This window comes from Lacrimispora amygdalina, assembly GCF_900205965.1.
Taxonomy (GTDB): Bacteria; Bacillota; Clostridia; order Lachnospirales; family Lachnospiraceae; genus Lacrimispora; species Lacrimispora amygdalina_A.
This window is the reverse complement of record NZ_OAOF01000017.1, coordinates 1-17375: the sequence shown is the minus strand read 5'-3', so window position 1 is coordinate 17375 and position 17375 is coordinate 1. Positions and strand designations below refer to the sequence as shown.

Annotated in this window: 11 protein-coding genes; 6 read left to right on the top strand and 5 right to left on the bottom strand. The window is 43.4% G+C overall.

Going from position 1 to position 17375, the window contains the following annotated elements; translation table 11 throughout:
- Positions 1-2: 2 nt before the first annotated feature.
- The 3 genes from CRO04_RS19445 to CRO04_RS19435 form a co-directional block, all read right to left on the bottom strand.
- On the bottom strand, positions 3-839 hold the full coding sequence (locus tag CRO04_RS19445; RefSeq protein ID WP_097005907.1) for a carbohydrate ABC transporter permease: 837 nt from the start codon (positions 837-839) through the stop codon (positions 3-5).
- A 17-nt stretch (positions 840-856) separates the two neighbouring features.
- Positions 857-1924, bottom strand: a complete 1068-nt coding sequence (locus tag CRO04_RS19440) for a carbohydrate ABC transporter permease (RefSeq protein WP_207654484.1) — start codon at positions 1922-1924, stop codon at positions 857-859.
- A gap of 130 nt (positions 1925-2054) precedes the next feature.
- Entirely contained in the window at positions 2055-3401 is a 1347-nt protein-coding gene (locus tag CRO04_RS19435; protein ID WP_097005906.1) for an ABC transporter substrate-binding protein, read from the bottom strand.
- A gap of 364 nt (positions 3402-3765) precedes the next feature.
- Between CRO04_RS19435 and CRO04_RS19430 the strand changes: the two genes are divergently transcribed.
- The 5 genes from CRO04_RS19430 to CRO04_RS26900 all read left to right on the top strand — a co-directional run bounded on the left by CRO04_RS19430 (position 3766) and on the right by CRO04_RS26900 (position 12338).
- The gene (locus CRO04_RS19430; RefSeq protein ID WP_242974559.1) at positions 3766-5598 is read left to right on the top strand and encodes a sensor histidine kinase; all 1833 of its coding nucleotides are present in this window, start codon (positions 3766-3768) and stop codon (positions 5596-5598) included.
- A 5-nt stretch (positions 5599-5603) separates the two neighbouring features.
- The gene (locus CRO04_RS19425) at positions 5604-7217 is read left to right on the top strand and encodes a response regulator (RefSeq protein WP_097005904.1); all 1614 of its coding nucleotides are present in this window, start codon (positions 5604-5606) and stop codon (positions 7215-7217) included.
- A gap of 12 nt (positions 7218-7229) precedes the next feature.
- Positions 7230-9038 (top strand): heparinase II/III domain-containing protein, encoded by a 1809-nt coding sequence (locus tag CRO04_RS19420; RefSeq protein WP_097005903.1) that lies wholly within the window; start codon positions 7230-7232, stop codon positions 9036-9038.
- 224 nt (positions 9039-9262) lie between these two features.
- Positions 9263-11104 carry a hypothetical protein gene (locus CRO04_RS19415; RefSeq protein ID WP_242974557.1) on the top strand — a complete coding sequence of 614 codons (1842 nt, stop codon included), beginning with the start codon at positions 9263-9265 and terminating at the stop codon, positions 11102-11104.
- Positions 11105-11312: 208 nt separating this feature from the next.
- Positions 11313-12338, top strand: a complete 1026-nt coding sequence (locus tag CRO04_RS26900) for a complement C1q tumor necrosis factor-related protein (RefSeq protein WP_242974556.1) — start codon at positions 11313-11315, stop codon at positions 12336-12338.
- 47 nt (positions 12339-12385) lie between these two features.
- Here CRO04_RS26900 and cls read toward each other — a convergent pair whose 3' ends face one another.
- Positions 12386-13936: a cardiolipin synthase gene (gene cls / locus CRO04_RS19405; RefSeq protein ID WP_097005902.1), complete on the bottom strand. Its 1551-nt coding sequence runs from the start codon at positions 13934-13936 to the stop codon at positions 12386-12388.
- Positions 13937-14110: 174 nt separating this feature from the next.
- On the opposite strand from cls, the gene CRO04_RS19400 reads away from it, so the two are divergent.
- Positions 14111-15217, top strand: coding sequence for a DUF362 domain-containing protein (locus CRO04_RS19400; protein ID WP_097005901.1), 1107 nt, complete (start codon positions 14111-14113; stop codon positions 15215-15217).
- 33 nt (positions 15218-15250) lie between these two features.
- On the opposite strand, the gene CRO04_RS19395 is transcribed toward CRO04_RS19400, so the two are convergent.
- Positions 15251-17167 (bottom strand): LTA synthase family protein, encoded by a 1917-nt coding sequence (locus tag CRO04_RS19395; RefSeq protein WP_097005900.1) that lies wholly within the window; start codon positions 17165-17167, stop codon positions 15251-15253.
- Between the last annotated feature and the right edge of the window lie 208 nt (positions 17168-17375).

Sequence of the window (17375 nt, the reverse complement as noted above, 5' to 3'; positions counted from 1 at the left end):
GTTTATCCTTTCACGCCTGTAGCCGCAATTCCTTCTACGAAATATTTCTGAAGAGATAAAAATACAATTAATACAGGAATTAAGGAAAGAACCGATGCCGCCATAATCAGACCGTATTCAGAACTATACTGGCTGATAAACATTTTAAGTCCCAACTGAAGCGTCTTTTTGGATTCTGTTTTTAAATAAATCAATGGTCCTAAAAAGTCGTTCCACGTATTTACAAAAGTAAAAATCGTAAGCGTAGACAGCGCTGGTTTTGACAGCGGCAGCATGATTTTTGAATAAATCTGATACTCTGTCATACCATCAATTCTTGCCGCTTCGCACAATTCATCAGGAATTCCCTGATAAAACTGCCTCATCATGAATACACCAAACGCTGAAAATGCCTGCAGGAAGATAATTGCAAGATGAGAATCATTCAAACCGAAATTTCTCATCATCATGAACTGGGGTACCATGTAAACCTGCCACGGAACAGCAATTGTTGCAATATAGGCCATAAACAAGGTGTCTTTGTATTTAAATTTCAGCTTTGCAAATGCATAGGCAGCAAAGCTGCTGGTTAAAAGCTGAAGAAATGTTACAATCAGTGTAATCTTTACAGTATTGCCCACAAAGGTCATGAGCGGAATCTTTGTCCAGATGTCGATGTAATTCATCCAGCGGGGATTTTGTGGAATCCACTGGATCGGAAAGATAAATACGTCTTTATCAAGCTTTAAAGATGCGGAAAGCATCCAGGCAAAGGGAACCAGCATAGCCGCTGTCAGAATGAGCAAAACCACATACAGGAGGGATCTGCTGATTTTATAATTTGTGCTTTTTACTTTCATGTTATATCCTCCTTCTTCTAGTTTGCATATTTTTTCTCACCGCGGAACTGGACCAGGGTGATGGCAAGAACCATTAAGAACAGCACCATTGCGACTGCACTGGAATAACCCAGATTCCAGTTTCGGAATGCTTCTTCATAAATATGGTAAACTAAAACCATTGCCTGCGAGCTCACGATGCCGTTGGAACCGCCTGCAAGCATATATACAATATCATAAACCTTAAAGCAGTTAATGGTCAGAATAATCGTTACAAAGAATGTGGTGGGCTGAAGCTGGGGCCAGGTGATATAGCGAAACCTCTGCCAGGAGTTACATCCGTCAAGTCCTGCAGCCTCATAAAGCTCTCCGTTAATTCCCTGAAGTCCAGCCAGATAAATTACCATATAGTAACCCATATTCTTCCACACACTAAAGAGCACAATGGTAAACATCACCCAGTGTGGATCTGCTGACCATTTAGGCAGACTTTTTGCATGTACGCCCAGATAGTATAAAATCATATTGACCGGTCCGCTTTTCTGTGGGCTGAAAAGCATATTCCAGACTGCTGCCACTGCAACCAGAGATGCTACATAGGGAAAGAATCCTACTGTCCGGAAGAAATTTCTTCCCTTTATCTTCTGGTTTAAAACCACTGCCAGACCCAGCGCGCTGGCCAGAGTCAATGGTACTGTGGCGATACAGTATACAATGGTATTTATAAAAGAAGACTGAAATCTTTCATTGCCAAACATGTCGATAAAGTTTTTCAGCCCTGCAAATTTCATAGGACTGTTTCCGTCCCAGTTCATGAATGCCAGAACAAACGCAAAGATAATCGGTCCTAATGTAAAGATGGCAAACCCGATGAAATTGGGAGCGATAAATGAATAGGCGATTAAGTTTCTTTTCTCCTGCCGTGTAAGGATCTCTCCTGTCCTCACCTTTTTAATTTTTTCATCTATTGTTTCGATTTTCGCAATCAGCCTGTCGCGCTCATGAGTACGTTTTGCGTCTTTTAGCAAAAGACTCAGTGCATCCCGTTTCTCATGTAAAGCCGCGATTTTTTCCTGTTTTTGCGCTTCTGTTATTGTCTTAGCCATAGTCTGTATTAAAAGCCAATAAAACGGCTTATCCTCCTTTTCCAGTTGTTATCCGTCAATATCAAATCAGAAGTTTTTAAATAAGGCGGGCCGTTATCTGCTGCCCGCCTGTTTTTGTTACCACGCTGCTTTACTTACCAAGAATTGCGCCAATCTTTTCATCCATCTGGGCAATACCGTCATCTGCGGTTATGCTTCCGGTCATAATTGCATCATGTTCTTCATTTAATACAGTTTCGATTTCAGAGCTCTTCGCATTGACAGGCATTTCTAAGTAAAGCTTGGAAGTGTTAAGAGCCTCAACGCTGGTTCCGTCATCCTTCGGGAATCCGTCTGCACTGGATACTAAATCTGCTACTGTGCTGTTCATAACAGCTGGTATTGTTCCGGTAGAAGCAAGAATCTCTGCTCCATCTTTACCGCTTACAAAGTTGATGAATTCCCATGCAAGATCTTTATGAGGTGCATTGGAAGGAATTGCAAGTGAAGTAATGGTAGCAAGAGTAGATCCTGGCTCAACACCTTCTGCATGAGGATATTTTACAATTCCCCAGTTGGTGCAGTCTGTATATTCACCGGTACGGATCTTATCCATTAAGGTAGAGATAAACCAGGTACCCATGTTCATCATTGCGATGTTACCCTGGGCAAATGCGCCGGAATAATGAAGTCCGCTGGTCTTTAATGTAGCATAATCCTGGCATACGCCGTCTTCCTGCTCTTTTAAAACCATATCATAGTAAGGTTTTAAGAAATCATATTTTCCGTCAACAATGGTATTCTTTCCGTCAAGTACACCAAACAACTGTACTGCAGATCTCCAGGTATGGTAGTGTGCACCGTAAACTTCCTGTCCTGGTGTGTCAACAGTTAAGCTTCTTGCCAGCTTATCATACTCTTCAAATGTCATATCGTTGGTCGGGTAGGCAACACCTGCCTTATCAAAGATATCCTTATTATAGAACAGTACCCAGAAATCGTTACGGAATGGAAGCTCATATAATTTATTCTCAACCTTGATCTGGTCTGTCAGGCCTTTATACTGAGATAAATCCACTTTAGATGACTCAATATAGCTGTCTAATGGCTCTAATACTCCTTTATTAACCAGAGTCATATATCCTGGAACATCCTTTACGGTTACCACATCAAAGTCAGAACCGCTTCCTGTTAATTCAGTAGCCAGAACAGTCTGATAATCCGTTGAACCAAGATCCACCATCTCGATTTTCACATCCGGATGTGCTTTCTCAAAGGCGTCGATCAGCGGCTGATAATACGTAGTGGAGCTGATATCCCATACAGACCATTTCAGAGTAGTCTGACCATCTGCTGTAGCCGTCGTCTCTGCAGCCTTTGTCTCTGCTTTGGATCCTTCTGTTGCAGCAGTGGTTCCCTGGGATCCGCCGCCACAGCCTGCAAGGGCAGTAACTGCCATGGTACATGCAAGCGCAAGACTAAATGCTCTTTTTTTCATTGTATTCCCTCCTGATTTGAAATTGTTTCAGTAAACCCCTTGTGATTTACTATGTGTCTATTATAACCCTCGTTCCATCTATTTAAGAATGGAAATTATCTAAGAAAATATTCACTATTTATTCACAAATGTATTCTGTTTTTTTGAAACATGTATTATTTTATGATAAACAGTAAAATTTATCTTTTGTATACATATTGACCGGTTTTTATAAAAAAATACCGGTTCTTTTCATTGACAATTGATAGGAAATAGGCTAACTTTAGAAATGATCATGTTTCGGTTTTATATACTTTGTTATAGAAAGGACTTGTCTTATATCATGTGGAAAACGTTGGTTCCAAAAACAATTCGGGGAAAAATCATGATTTTGACGGCAGCCGTCACTTTGCTTATCACAGTCCTTACAACAACGGTCTGTTTCTCTGTCTTCCAGTCGTTTCTCAGAAAAAATCAGATTCAGTCTGCAGAATTCAGTCTGCAGGTTGTCAGCAATAACCTGGCAACAGACATGAAAGATATCATTTATTTCAGCAAATGGTGCTGTTCCAACGGAGTGATCCAGGACTATCTGGAAGCATTTAAAGATTTAAACAAACTGCCTACTGCTTCCGATGATTCTAACAATTTACGGCCGATGGCACTCTCTTCCCACAACCGTTTAAAAGAGGAGTATTATAAGATCCGCTCCTACCAATACATTCGCGTGATTGTTTCTACCACAAATGAAAAGAATTTTTTATACATGACCTCTTCTGTCAGTACCTCCTCTCCTTATGCCGCTAAGATCATAAGAGATAGCGATTTTTTCAGCCCTTTATTTGAGGCCGATGATTTTTTATGGACTGGTCTGATCCATGACCCCTTATCTTCGGTCAATTCAGGACAGTTCATTCCAATTGTACGTCCGGTTTATGACAAATTCAACTCGAGTATAATCGGATGGACCTATGTGGAGATATCGACCCGGCTGTTTACTGATTATCTGTCTTCCTATCCTCTGCCGGAAGACAGTCAGCTGTTTATCAATATCGGAGACAAAACCTACCGTTTCCAGTCAGATACTCTGGTGGAAACGAAAAAGCCCTATCACATTACCCAGAATTCGATCCGAAAAGGTTCACTCTCTACGAGAACCCTGATTCAATCCGTAATGATGAATGACGGAGATAAACGGATTCTGGTAGAACGTCCGATTGACAGTATTAACGGCTGGAGCATTACACAGATTTTATCGGAACAGCAGTTTAAGCAGCAGAAAAATTTATATACGTGGCTCATTATCGGAATCTGTGTGGGTATCGTATCCCTTGGAATTCTGCTGGCATTTCTGCTTAACCGATTTATCATGGACCCCATTCACAAATTAAGCAGCAAGATAAACAGCATTTCAGCCGGTGATTTTTCAAGGGATGAGACGATTGAATGGAATCATGAACTGGGACAGGTGGGAAGTGGAATCAACAACATGTCCGATAATATTCTCATGCTTATGGAAAAACGGGTTGCAGATGAAAAGCAGAAGAAAGATCTGGAATACCAGATCCTTCAAAGTCAGATCAATCCTCATTTTTTATATAATACCTTAAATTCCATCAAGTGGATGGCGACGATTCAGAATGCAGGAGGTATTGCAGATATGACAACTGCACTTGCCCGGCTTTTAAAGAATGTATCAAAGGGAACTGCTTCCATGATTCCGTTAAGGGAAGAGCTGGATCTGATAAAGGATTATTTTCTGATACAGCAATACCGTTATGGCGGCAGCGTAACAATTGATTATGAGATTCAGTCCGACGAGCTGTATGACTGCCTGATTCACCGGTTCTCTCTTCAGCCCATTATTGAAAATGCCCTGTTTCATGGAATAGAGCCCACCCAAACGGCAGGCAGGATCATCGTTACAGCACAAACAACTGAAATTGCCGGAGGAAAGGCACTGATGATCCAGGTAACCGACAACGGAATCGGAATGTCGGAAGATATGATTGAAAAGGTCCTTAAGGAAGATACAGAATCTCATAATAAAACAGAATTTTTCCGGCATGTAGGAATTAATAATGTAAACAAACGGATTCAGTATGATTTCGGACCAGAATATGGAATCACCATCACCAGCCGGCAGGGGGAATTTACCACCATGACCATTATGCTTCCTTACGTGCTTCGTACAGAAAATCAATCGGCAGAAAGGTAACAGATATGACAAAATTATTAATCGTTGACGATGAACCTCTGGTTCAGATCGGAATAAAATCCATGCTGAACTGGACAGATTACGGAATTGAAATCTGCGGTACTGCAGTAAATGGCCAGAATGCTCTGGACATGATTGAGGAATATTCCCCGGAGTTAGTCATTACTGATATCCGCATGCCTATCATGAATGGCCTGGATCTTGCAAAGACCTGCCGGGAAAAATACGGCAATATACCACTGTTTATTTTTCTCACCAGCTATGAGGAATTTCAGCTGATTAAAGAGGCCATGTCATACGAAGCAGTGGATTACTTAATCAAGCTGGAATTAAATGCCGATACCCTTCTGGAATCCGTACAAAAGGCTCTTTCACGCCTGGAAAGTCTCCGGGTGTCCATTGAATACAGGGAATCCGGACGCCCTCTTCTTCAAAGCTATTATGAAAAATTTTTTATGCGCCTTCTTCACAACTTATTTGAAAGCGAGGAACAGTTTGAACTCCAGTCAAAGGATTTAAACTTAAGTTTCACAGAACAGTGCTACTTTGCGGCACTTTGTGAAATTCAGGAGAATAACCGCGGAGACATGGAATACAGCAAGCTGATGAATCTTTACAACAGTACCCTCCAGATGTCCAGGGAAATCATAACCAAGCATCTGCCTGCCTATGTGGTATCCCTGGACATGAAGCATTTTGCAGTGGTATTACACTTAAATTCCATGGAAACATATCAGAAAGAGGATGTAACACATGCATTTTTAAATACATCGGAAATGGTAAACAACTATTTTAATGTAACACTTTTTACCGGTGTGGGATCACCAGTCTCCCACCCATTAAAAATCAGTGAATCCTATCAGGAAGCCCGTCAGGCATTTGCCCGGATGGACCGTTCCCTGTCCATCGTCTTTTTTAACAGCAGTGATACGGAGTCCATACGGAATGCGTTTAATATCAGTGTCTTTAAGGGAGAAATTACAAAAGCATTTAATGAATTTGATACAGATGTTCTGTCGCGAACGTTGACAGAGATCATTGAACTGTTTGAAGCCCACCCCCTTCGCTTTCCACAGGCAGCAGACGGTGCATGCAACATTCTTTATCTGGCATTGTCCCTTCTTCCTGACGGTGAGGCGAACATGGCAGAGATCTTTTCTTCCTACAGTGACGGCTACCGCTCAATCTACCGGTTCACCAATGTGGAGCAGATTGTGGAGTGGATGATCATATTCCGTGACGGTTTATGCGAGGTACTGAAATCCAAACGGAAAACCTACAAGGCTCACGTGATTACAAACGTACAAAAATATATTCAAAATCACGTTACAGAAAAGCTCAGTCTCAATGAAGTAGCGGGAGTTTTTGGTCTGAGCCCCAATTATTTAAGCATTTTGTTTAAAAAGAACTGCCAGCTGGGGTTTTCTGAATATATTGCTCATGCAAAGATTGATAAAGCAAAAAAACTTCTTTTAGAGAGGGATATAAAAATTTACGAAGTCGCTGACCATCTGGGTTTTGAAAGTGCTTTTTATTTCAGCAAAGTATTTAAAAAAGTTACCGGTTACTCTCCCAGAGACTTTATCCAGCAAAATACCAAAGATCCTGAAGGAAAATAAGGAGATTGCATCATGATTACAGAAATCTTTCAACACTTAAACAAACCATTGTCCGGTTTTACCCCGTTTTTTCCAGCCTCACACCGGGAGGGCTGGGAATCCCTGCCGGAGGAATTAAGATTACGTCTGATAAATAACGGTGAGGAATATCTGCATTTTGAATATCCCTCTCTCACCGCAACTGATTTTATGGAATTTTCCAGGACTGGAAACCGCAGTCATTTCCAAAATAAGATGTTTTTAAGACGTACTGCCTTAAATTCTCTGGTTCTTGCCGAATGTTCAGAGTATCAGGGCCGCTTTTTAGACGATATTATCAATGGACTGTATTTAATCTGCGAGGAAAACGCGTGGCAGCTCCCTGCCCACAACTCCTATGTCAGGGATACGCCCCAATTGATCCTTCCTGATGTTACCCGCCCTGTTATTGATTTATTTGCCGCGGAAACAGGAGCAGTCCTGTCCATGGCGGAATATCTTCTTCGCCACGAGCTTCTTTCTGTAAGTCCGCTTCTGTCAGGTATGATCAATAAAAATCTGGAAGAACGGATCTTTACGCCTTACCTTGAGGAACATTTCTGGTGGATGGGCGATGGCAAAAGCCATATGAACAACTGGACGGTATGGTGTACCCAGAATGTTCTCCTCTCCGCTTTTACAAGAGAGCTTGATGAGCCGAGGAAATGGAAGATCCTGGAAAAAGCATGCAGGAGTATGGATTATTTTCTGGATGAATACGGTGAAGACGGGTGCTGTGATGAAGGGGCCCAGTATTTCCGTCATGCAGGACTATGTTTGTTTAATTGCCTGGAACTATTAAACGGAATTACGGATCAGGCTTTCACATCGGTTTACTCCGATGAAAAAATTAAAAACATTGCATCTTACATTTTAAACGTTCATGTGGACGACATCTACTATGTGAATTTTGCAGATTGCTCTCCCATTGCCGGCCGCTGCGGTGCAAGGGAATATTTATTCGGCAAAAGAACAGGAAACAGGGCGCTGATGGCCTTTGCCGCTTCCGACTACCAAAACAGTGAAGATCCGTTAGAGGTCGATGAACATAATTTGTTTTACAGAGTCCAGACTATTTTCACACATACGGAAATGCTGACATTTCGTAATGTTCCCTCCATCCAGCATAACGATTACTGGTATGAAAGCGTAGGTATCTTTATAGCCAGAGATGATCATCTGTTCCTGGCTGTCAAGGCAGGCGACAATGATGACAGCCATAATCACAATGATACCGGCAGCTTTACCATTTATAAAGATGGCAAACCATTATTGATCGATGTGGGCGTGGAAACCTATACCAAAAAGACCTTTTCTCCAGAAAGATACGATATATGGACGATGCAGTCCCGATATCACAATCTCCCCTCCTTCCTGGATGGGGAAGGAGAAATCGTACAAAAGGACGGTGCATCCTACGCAGCAAAAAATGTTTCCTATGAGCTTGGAGCCTGTGCCAGCCATATCACAATGGATATAGCGGATGCCTACCCGGACGAACGGATCCATTCTTATGAAAGAACTGCCGTTTTGAAGAAAGGGAACCAGATTATAATAAAGGACCACTACGAAGGTGCGTTTTTACAGCCGGTACTATCCCTTATGTTCTACGAGGAACCAACAATAGCTGGAAATCAGATAATCATCGGAGATCTTGGAATTCTGACTGTGACCGGCTGTTGTGATATAAAAAAACAAACGCTTCCCATCACTGATGAACGGTTAAAAACAGCCTGGAAGCACGACATCTACCGGATTCTGGTCACAATGGAGCGAAAAGATCTTATGCTGACCATAGAATAATTCTGCAGCATGATCAATTAACATAAACGGATAATTTTTAACTGTTATACAATAAGGCTCCTGACAGGAGTCTTTTTTTTGCGTATTTTTAGTCCTAAAATGGTCTGCCACCCCATTGTTTATACCCTAGTCCCAAAATCCCCCGACCTACATATTATATAAGGATACTATTATTTTTTTATAATCAGTGTCAAAACCAAAACATTATAACAAGGGGGATAATTATGGCTGATATAGCTCTCCAATTGGAGTTAGAAACTGCCACCACAATAAATTCCGGCGAAAATGTTCTTTTTGACAACATCACTTTTACATCCGGAAATATTGCTTATGATCCTGCAACAGGTATCATCACTTTTCTGCAAGCAGGAAGATTTTCTATTGACTGGTGGCTGGCAACACAATCATCTCAGTCTACAAACGGTACCTCTTTTGCACTTGTCAGTTCACAAAGTGATTTTTTAGTTGGAAATACACCATTAAGAACTGACGAAGTGTACGGAGCTGGAATTATTGAGGTCGTTAGTGCTCCTGTGACATTATCCTTAGTCAATATCAGTACTGGTACAGTATTCTTCGCTCAGCAGGTTCCTTTAAGAGGTTCAATGGTTATCATCCAGGAAGATGCCACCGGAAGCGGATCTACCGGGCCTACTGGGCCGACTGGACCGACTGGACCAACCGGACCTGCCGGGTCAACTGGGGACACTGGACCTACTGGCGCTACTGGGGCTACTGGAACACCCGGACCTACTGGCGCTACTGGACCGACCGGACCTGCTGGACCTACTGGCGCTACCGGGCCTACCGGACCGACTGGACCGACTGGACCGACCGGTGATACCGGACCTACTGGTGATACCGGACCGACTGGTGATACCGGACCGACTGGTGATACCGGACCTACCGGCGATACTGGACCGACTGGTGATACCGGACCGACCGGCGATACCGGACCGACTGGCGATACCGGACCGACCGGTGATACTGGGCCAACCGGCGATACTGGGCCTACCGGCGATACCGGACCTACTGGCGATACTGGACCTACTGGTGATACTGGACCTACTGGCGATACTGGACCGACTGGTGATACCGGACCGACTGGTGATACCGGACCTACCGGCGATACCGGACCGACCGGCGATACCGGACCTACTGGCGATACCGGACCTACCGGCGATACCGGACCGACCGGCGATACCGGACCGACCGGTGATACTGGGCCGACCGGCGATACTGGACCGACTGGTGATACCGGACCTACTGGCGATACTGGACCGACTGGTGACACCGGACCCACTGGTGACACTGGACCGACTGGTGATACCGGACCTACCGGCGATACCGGACCTACTGGCGATACCGGACCTACCGGCGATACCGGACCTACCGGCGATACTGGACCTACCGGCGATACCGGACCTACCGGTGATACTGGGCCGACCGGCGATACCGGACCGACCGGCGATACCGGACCGACTGGCGATACCGGACCTACCGGCGATACCGGACCGACCGGCGATACCGGACCTACCGGCGATACCGGACCTACCGGTGATACTGGGCCGACCGGCGATACTGGACCGACTGGTGATACCGGACCGACTGGCGATACTGGACCGACTGGTGATACCGGACCTACCGGCGATACTGGACCGACTGGGCCGGTCGGAGTATTAGCCTTTGACAACAATAACGGTGTAACCACTCCAATACCAGCAGCTACAGAGGTAACCGTTGCTACTTTAGCAGTACCTGTTACTACCGGTGATAATGTAAAAATTGACTATGGTATTGACTTGGAAAATACTGTAGGTGCAGCTTACACTTACGAAGCCGAATTAAGAATATACAGAGATGCTACTCTAATTTTTACGAGAACTTCAAGTTTCAATGGATCAATTGCCGGCACGTTTGATGTAGCTATTGGAGACACTTATGTTGATACTGCTGTAGCTACTACTACTTCAACCTATGAATTAAGAGTAGAATATACTGTTGCAACTAACGTTACAACTGCTAATGCTGTTAATACTACCCTAAATGTAATAGTATTTATTTAGCGTGAAAATTACAATGTTTTCCATTACACTACAATGATATACAAGTTAATCTGAATTCATTTTCAGCAAGACTACAATGTTTCTAACAAACTTGAGACTAATCACATATGATATGTTATAAAGGATTGAAAAAGCCCTTTATAATACAATTCACATCTACAAGAAATCATACAAATAAAAAATTACACCTTGACAGGAGGGAGTTATAATGAATAATTGTAGAGATTGGGACAGAAACCACTATGGTTGTGGTGGCAATAGCGGCAACGGCGGCTATGGCGGCTATGGCTGTTGCGTTGGACCAACCGGACCTCAGGGGCCAAGAGGATGCCCTGGTCCAATGGGACCTCAGGGGCCAAGAGGATTTCAAGGGCCTACCGGGCCAACTGGACCGCAAGGTATTCCAGGGCCTGATGGTCCTCAGGGACCACAAGGTCCTCAGGGACCTGTAGGACCTCAGGGACCACAGGGTATCCAAGGTCCTACCGGACCTACCGGACCTACCGGTGCTACTGGCGCTACCGGTGCTACCGGACCTGCCGGCCCCGCCGGTCCTGTTGGACCTACCGGACCTACTGGCGCTACCGGACCTACCGGCGCTACCGGACCTACCGGACCTACTGGCGCTACCGGTGCTACCGGTGCTACCGGACCTACCGGACCTACTGGCGCTACCGGCGCTACCGGCGCTACCGGACCTACCGGACCCACCGGACCTACCGGACCTACCGGCGCTACTGGTGCCACCGGACCTACCGGACCTACCGGGCCTACCGGACCTACCGGACCCACCGGACCTACCGGTGCTACCGGACCTGCCTCACAGTTAAGAGGCATAGAAGTACAATTAACAGGAACAGCAACAACAACTGTAGAAGATGGCAGCCCAGTCATTTTTAATACAGTTGTAAATGACCAAAGTTTAAATATTTCCTATAATACCGCAACAGGTGTAGCAACCATAACGGCTCCCGGAGTTTATTACGTCTCCTGGTGGATTTCCACAGATGGAGCAGGACTTTCCACATTTGTTGAATTTACAACCCAGATAAACGGAAGCGGCGGCGTTCCCGCAGATTCACCAAGCGTAACTGGGCAGATTAATGGTTCCGCACTTGTGCCAGTAGGAGCAATTCCTGCTACAGTAGAAATTGTTAATACGACTGGCCAGCCAGTGTTCTTTGGCTCAACACCAGTTATCGCTCATATGATAATCCTTGAAGTTGCACCGTAGTTTATCTTAAATCAGAAAAAGCGCCAGAAACATCAGCGCTTTTTCTATTACATAAGCGGTGAAAAAAGCCTTAAGGCCCGCCCCGCAACTCTTTCATACCAGGGTTCATTTGCTATGTCTTCCAAAGTAATTCTTCTGCATAAAGCCAGCGTTTCCTGATAATCCCGTTCGATCTCACAAATTACTTCATTCCGGTACAGATACGTTCCGCATTCAAAGTGAAGATAGAGACTTCTGAAGTCCAGATTGATTGTACCCACTGCTGCCTTCGTATCGTCACTTGTAAATACTTTCGCGTGAACAAAACCGGGAGTATATTCCCAGATCTTAACACCTGCCCGGATTAGCTCTCCGTAATGTGATTTAGCAAGCAAAAATGCATACTTTTTATCCGGAATATGAGGAAGGATGATAGAAACATCAACGCCTCTTTTAGCAGCAAATGAGAGAGATTTAACCATCTCATAATCAAGAATCAGATACGGAGTCATGATATGCACATATCGCCTGGCATTATGAATAATATCAAGATATACCTCTTCTCCAATCAATTCCTTGTCAAGCGGACTGTCTCCATAAGGAATCACAAATCCATCCATGCGAAGCTCAAGAGGGTAAAAATATTCCGGATCCTTTAAATAATTATGATATTGTTCCGGTTCATTCTCAGATATATTCCACATTTGCAGAAACATCATGGTAAAGCTGGTCACTGCCTCCCCTTTCAGCATGATACCTGCATCCTTCCAGTGCCCAAACCGTACTTTTCTGTTGATGTACTCGTCTGCCAGGTTGATCCCCCCTGTAAACGCGGTATGTCCGTCAACCACAAGTATCTTTCGGTGATCCCTGTTATTCTGGTAACTGGACAAAACCGGTCTGACAGGAGAAAAGATTTTTGCCTTAAATCCCTTATCCTGCAGAGTTTTAATGTAATTACGGGGAAGAAAAGCAAAAGACCCCATGCCGTCATACATAATTCTGACTTCTACCCCTTCCCTGCATTTTTGCTCCAGCAGTTCCAGTATTAAATCCCACATTTCCCCTTTTTCAATAATGAAAAATTCCAGAAAAATAAATCTCTTTGCTTCTTTCATCTCCCGCTTCATGGCTTCAAACATTGCCTCACCAGACGGAAAGTATTGTGCATTGGTATTGGCGTAGACTGGATAATGACCATATTGTTTAACATAATGGGCAAGATTAGCGTTTCTCCTGCTGACTTTTGACAACTGCTCTAAAACCTTTAAATTCTGTTCCAGATAGCACTCTGTCTCATCCATACGGATCTTTAACTTCTTTTCCATAAACCGTTCAATGATGTGCAGTTCCACCAGCATGTAGAAAAATGTACCAAAAACGGGCACTGCCGTGACAGGAATCATCCAGCTCATTTTAAAACTGGGATTCTCTTCTTTATTTAATATATAGATGATAACCACTGCACTGAGCAACGTAACAGCGCCATAAAAATACGCCAGATAAAAGCTCAGAAAGCGGAATGCTGCTGCCAGAACAAAGATTTGAATTACAAGTGAAACAACTGCAAACATTGACCTTCCAAAAATGATCCGCAGCATCCTTTTTATATGCTTCATCCTATGTACCTCCTACTGACAATTTATTAACAGCATGGATCCTATTATACCGCCAGGAGGGTAATCTTGCAAGAGTTTGCAAAAGGCGGAAAGATGCGAATAAGTTTTATTGAAAACTCTATTTGTTTACAGTATAATAGCATAATAATAAAATTTATCAAAAGGAGACCTACTATGGAAAAATCTAAGGTTTATTACACAAATTTTCATACCACATTCCGTGAAAACCTACCCCAGAAACTTACCCGGCTCATTCAGACAGCCGGTATGCTGGATCATATTCAGTTCCAAAATAAATATACTGCAATTAAAATTCATTTTGGAGAGCTTGGCAACTTATCATTTTTGCGTCCCAATTATGCAAAAGTAGTGGTTGATTTAATTAAATCAGCCGGCGGCAAACCATTCCTGACGGATTGCAATACCTTATATGTAGGAAGCAGAAAGAACGCCCTGGATCATCTGGATACCGCTTACGAGAACGGATTTTCCCCTTTTTCCACCGGCTGCCATGTCCTAATTGCCGATGGTCTGAAAGGAACGGATGAAATCCTGGTCCCCATTGATGGAGAATACATAAAAGAAGCAAAGATCGGGCGGGCTGTTATGGATGCAGATATTTTCATCTCTCTCACCCATTTCAAAGGTCACGAAAGTACAGGCTTTGGAGGAACCTTAAAAAATATCGGAATGGGATGCGGTTCAAGGGCTGGAAAAATGGAAATGCATAATGCCGGAAAACCTCATGTGACAGAAGAAACATGCATCGGCTGCCATGCCTGTGAGAAGAATTGTGCACACGACGCATTTTCATTCCAGAACAAAAAAGCATTTATTGACAGCAGTAAATGTGTCAGCTGCGGCCGCTGCATCGGCGTCTGCCCAGTGGATGCCATTGAATCAGACTGCGATGAATCCAACGACATATTAAACTGCAAAATTGCGGAATATACCCAGGCAGTCTTAAAGAACCGCCCCCACTTTCATATCAGCCTTGTAATGGACGTATCCCCCTACTGTGACTGCCATGCGGAAAATGATATTCCTATCATTCCGGATGTAGGTATGTTCGCTTCGTTTGACCCCGTTGCACTGGATTCTGCCTGTGCAGATGCAGTGAACAAACAGCCCGTTATGGCGGGAAGCATTCTGGAAAAGCACGGAAGCCATCACCACGACCATTTTAAGGACACTCATCCCAGTACAAACTGGAAGACATCCATTGAACACGCAGGTAAGATAGGTCTTGGGAACGCCCAATATGAGATAATTTCAATCTAATGAAAACGAGAGGGAGGATAACCCTCTCTCTCGTTAATCAGACCAGCCCATATGGTATACTCCAGCCTCACTTAATGGTACTTTGTCCTTTCCGATCTGCCACACTGATATCTCACTATTAGCCACCTTTTTTTCTGAAACATCCTTGGCTATAATCAGCTGAGGCCAAACAAACGTGGTATCTGCCGCCTTCCCATCAAAACATATCTTAGAATAAGGTGTAAAATTCTCCCCATAAATCAGTAAATTGGAATCATTATAAACCACTTTATCGATTTTTATTTTATCGATTCCCATCTTTAAATCAGTCTTCAAATACGGAGTCTTCCCTCCGTACACCTCATGCTCTCCATACAGAATATCGTACTCCAGGTTTTTCATATCCTCCAGATAGCTTTCCTCGTTTTTATTCTCACCGTTTAGATATTTCTGGTGAAAGCGGATCATGGTGCCTTCATGGATATTCAGCATATTGAGAACATGGGAAGACATCTGATATGCCTCTACATTCTTTTTTACCATGGGTAAATTCATATTATTCCAGATAACATATTCCGTCTGAAACAGGGAGTGATTCTTCATATCATTCTCACTCCACTCAAAACCAGGAAGATGGTCGCCATACATAACCAGTACAATCGGCTCCTTGCGTGTCCTTAAGGTATTTACAAGGGAACGGATAAACTCATCCATCTCATTAATCTGCTGGCAATAATACTCAAAATTCGGATATTTCCCGTGCCCCTGAACAGATATGGTATAGATATAATCAGGACCGGGTGTCGAATCCAACGTCTTTATGATCTCCCCGGTTAAGATCTTATCCTTACACCAGCCGGTAGGATTCCGTTCAATATTATTCATATATTCTATGGGCGTAAATGTATCAAATCCCAGCTGGGCAAATACCCGGTTTCTGTCATAAAAGGTTGCTTCGTTGTTATGAATGGTGTGAGCCGTATAACCCAGATTTTTTAAATCAAATGCAGTACTTTCACAGGAGGTCTTTTTTAAAACCGTCTTATATGGATACTCACCCGGTCCGAAAAAGTCCAGATTCATGCCTGTTATTGATTCAAATTCCGTATTGGCGGTACCGGCTCCCACAGAAGGAACACTTATATATCCACCAGGATACCTTTTTTGCAGCTGGTGGAAAAAAGGTATGGGATCATACGATACCGGATTATTTTTCCACAAAGTGGGATCAAAAAATGATTCCAGCTGAATCATGATTATATTGGGTTTTGTGTTCTCTGTAATTGCATAGGTATTCTCAGGTACCAGTTCCTCAGACTGTATGGCTTCCAGTGTCTCAGATCCATATCCTTCCGGCTTTGAAATTCCAGTATTAAAAACGGAATTGGAAAAGCAGTAAGCAAATCCATAAGTTTTAAAACCCTGTCCGATATTGCCGAAATGAACCGCAACCAGACCTAATTTCATGGCTCCGCTTGTAATACCAAGTACCAGTGCGGTACTTAATAGAATCACTGCCAGTCCGGGGCAGATCCGTGTCTTTTCCTGACTGACCGGGGCTTTTTTCCATACTCCTGCCAATAAAACCAATGCCAGTGCGCCTCCCACTCCCATAAGTACAAGCTGCATCCAGGTAAAATAGACGGTAGCCAGACTCATGGCATACTTCACCAGACGCAGATCAGCTGCAGTAAATGGAGTCGTACGGAATATAAGCAGAATACCGTTTACAATTCCCATAAAAATCCATATAAACGAAATCATAAAGCATGCAAATGCTTTTCGCCTTGTAATGAATATGATCGTATAAGGAAGAAGAATAATTAACGTATTAAGCAAAAAGATAAATAAACTATTCCATATATAAGATCCCAGATTAAACAATGACTTCCTGCTTGCCAGTTCAATCACAATATTGATGCCTGCTGAAAGAGCCAAAAGCTTCCACAGCCATCTGAAATATACTTTCATCGTATCCCTCGTTTTCTAATCATTTTACTGACCGGGTTTAGTCTACCACATTTTACAGGAAATTTACACTCTTTTTTTTAATTACAGGCATAAAAAAGTGTCTTCGACACTCTCAACTCCCCTGCCCCTCACTCATGAGGGGTTTGGGGTTTTTCTTTGTGTAACTTTATTGTAAAATTCTTTTATGAATATCTTACAAACCATTTTT

Excerpts from the sequence above, each read along its gene's own strand:
- CRO04_RS19445 (WP_097005907.1), bottom strand. The coding sequence starts at position 839 with ATGAAAGTAAAAAGCACAAATTATAAAATCAGCAGATCCCTCCTGTAT.
- CRO04_RS19440 (WP_207654484.1), bottom strand. The coding sequence starts at position 1,924 with ATGGCTAAGACAATAACAGAAGCGCAAAAACAGGAAAAAATCGCGGCT.
- CRO04_RS19435 (WP_097005906.1), bottom strand. The coding sequence starts at position 3,401 with ATGAAAAAAAGAGCATTTAGTCTTGCGCTTGCATGTACCATGGCAGTT.
- CRO04_RS19430 (WP_242974559.1), top strand. The coding sequence starts at position 3,766 with ATGATTTTGACGGCAGCCGTCACTTTGCTTATCACAGTCCTTACAACA.
- CRO04_RS19425 (WP_097005904.1), top strand. The coding sequence starts at position 5,604 with ATGACAAAATTATTAATCGTTGACGATGAACCTCTGGTTCAGATCGGA.
- CRO04_RS19420 (WP_097005903.1), top strand. The coding sequence starts at position 7,230 with ATGATTACAGAAATCTTTCAACACTTAAACAAACCATTGTCCGGTTTT.
- CRO04_RS19415 (WP_242974557.1), top strand. The coding sequence starts at position 9,263 with ATGGCTGATATAGCTCTCCAATTGGAGTTAGAAACTGCCACCACAATA.
- CRO04_RS26900 (WP_242974556.1), top strand. The coding sequence starts at position 11,313 with ATGAATAATTGTAGAGATTGGGACAGAAACCACTATGGTTGTGGTGGC.
- cls (WP_097005902.1), bottom strand. The coding sequence starts at position 13,936 with ATGAAGCATATAAAAAGGATGCTGCGGATCATTTTTGGAAGGTCAATG.
- CRO04_RS19400 (WP_097005901.1), top strand. The coding sequence starts at position 14,111 with ATGGAAAAATCTAAGGTTTATTACACAAATTTTCATACCACATTCCGT.
- CRO04_RS19395 (WP_097005900.1), bottom strand. The coding sequence starts at position 17,167 with ATGAAAGTATATTTCAGATGGCTGTGGAAGCTTTTGGCTCTTTCAGCA.